Below are 2,268 nucleotides of genomic sequence, written 5' to 3' on the forward strand. Positions count from 1 at the left end.
ACGACGACGACGGCGTCCGCTGGCTTGCCCTCTACGCGACGGACACGTCGGTGAAACTGGAGAAGACTTTCCGGCGCGCGCTGACGCACAACCTCGATCTGGAGCGCTTCGTGCTCGACGACGGTGTGCTGGCGAGCGGCCCCGTGCCGCTCGATCCGCGCCTCTATGCAACTCTTCGGCCTTTCCGCCGTGCTGCGCCCTCCCCGCTCTGGCCCCGGGTGCAGGTGCTGAAATACAACCCTTTCCGCCGCGTCGTCTTCGGGCTGACGGTTTCCGGCGGCCTCCGTCTTGTCGGCCGTGCAGGGTCGTCCACGCCGTCGGTGACGCGCGGGATGCTCTCCGAGCTCGCAGCGGGCGGAGTCCCGGTACTGGTTCCCGTTGATCCGGCTGACCTCCCGTCGCAGTTACCGTCCGGGCGCCACGTGGAGTACCTGCCGTGGTACGGCAACGGGGACCTCAGCAGCCTCCCGCATGAGGATGGAGAACAAGCCGCTCGTCAGGCGGGGGCGGCGCTCGCCTTGCTGCACGCGCAACCGCCGATTCACGCGACGCTGTCCTGGCGTGCCCCTGCCGGACGGTTGCGCTCACTCGTCAGGGAGAACACTGTACTGATGCCGGAAAACCACGACCGTCTTGCCCGCGTGCAGGCTCAACTGGAGCAGCTGCTGCGGCGGCCCGGCCGGGCTGCCGTCATCCACGGCGACTTTTCCGCCGATCAGGTGCTGGTGGACGGCAAGAGTGTGCGGCTCATTGATTTCGAGCGGTGTTCCTACGGTGCGGCCGCCTCTGATCTTGGCAGCTTTGCCGCCGTCGAAGCGCTGGGCGCCCAGCAGGTCGACCGCCGTACCATCCTCACGCTGCCACGCACGGCCGCTCTGCTTGACGGATACGGCGTGGGTCCCACCACCGTGAATGAGTCCGAGGTGCTGGGGTGGACCTGCTTCTACCTCCTGAACCGCCTCAGGGAGCCCTTTCGTGCCTGCTCGCCCGACTGGCACGCGCAGTTGGAACACCGCCTCGAAATGATTGAGGAAGTGTTGTGGTGATAATTCCCGACGAGCTTGTGGATGAGCAGGGAAAGCACGTGCAGGTCCTCCGCGCCTGGCCGCGCCACGACGGCAGCCTGACCATCGAGGGCCGGGAAAGCAGCAGCGGTAAGGTTCGGGCGGGTCGGATCGATGCCCGAGGCCGAACGTTGCTGGTGCCTTTCCGCACCGATGCCTCTCTCCCCGGTCTGACTCCGGACGCTCCCGCGGGTGAACTGTTGGTGCACCGGCTGAAGCGACGCGCCGTTGTGCGGACGGACGGGCAGTACCGCAAGTTCGTCGCGGGCGGGAAGGCCCGCTCGGTTGCGGACGCGCACCGGGCGGCGGCAACCTGCCTCGCCGCGTCCGGATTGGCCGTGCCCGACGTCGTCGCCTCCGATGATTTCGGTCTCACCCTTACGGCGGTTCCCGGTCTGAGCCTGTTTGAGCTGGGGCGGAGACTGCCCAACTCTGACGTTGGACCAACCGATACGTCGGCCGATGCCGGCGTCCCAGCGCAACCCAACAGCCCCGCCCCACCCAACCACCCAGCCGAACACGACTCTCTGCAACATAACCAGTGGGGACAGGCCTGGAAGCTGTGGGCGGATCGATGGCCGGCATTTGTGGAAGCGGCGGGCGCAGTGATACCAGCCGTCTCGGGCAGCTACACTGCCACCGATGAAATTGCCACAGTTAAGCGCTGGACGAGTCTCGCAATGTCGACGGGTGCACTTCACTTGCCGGAGGACCGCGTCAGCGGCGCGTTGGCTCTGGTCGCGCGATCGCTGGCGGCCGCGGGCTCCTCCACCGGTGTGGCTCACCGCGACCTGCATGACAAACAGATCCTGGCTGATCCTGAAACCGGTTCTGTCGGAGTGATTGACTGTGACACCTTGACGGTGGCCGAACCCGCTCTGGATCTGGCGAACCTGTCGGTGCATCTGGACTTCCGGGTAGCGCAGGGACTGCTTGGAAGCGGCGCCGCCACAGTGGGGAAGCACAACATTCGCGTGGTCGCTGACTCGCTCCAAGTTCCAGAGGCACGTCTGAACGCCTATGCCGCGGCGACCGCGCTGCGGCTCGCCTGTATCTATTCCTTCAGGCCGCCCTACTGCACGACGGCGCGCAACTGGTTCGCCAGCCTCGAGGCGAACCTCCACTCCGGAAGGCCACTCATCGATGCCGCCGCCTGAGGCTTTCGCCGGCAGGTGAACCGCAGGTAACAAGCCCATGCCGATTC

The 2,268-nt window shown here is 66.4% G+C and carries 2 protein-coding genes; both read left to right on the forward strand.

The features are described 5' to 3' along the window. Positions 1-1,046: phosphotransferase (locus RIF85_RS15710; RefSeq protein WP_309072834.1), on the forward strand; the 1,046-nt coding region annotated here is incomplete at its 5' end. Further along, positions 1,040-2,221: a phosphotransferase gene (locus tag RIF85_RS15715; protein WP_309072835.1), complete on the forward strand. Its 1,182-nt coding sequence runs from the start codon at positions 1,040-1,042 to the stop codon at positions 2,219-2,221. The genes RIF85_RS15710 and RIF85_RS15715, both read left to right, overlap by 7 nt. Positions 2,222-2,268: the final 47 nt, after the last annotated feature.

Source organism: Arthrobacter sp. (assembly GCF_031179385.1).
Classification (GTDB): Bacteria; Actinomycetota; Actinomycetes; order Actinomycetales; family Micrococcaceae; genus Arthrobacter_D.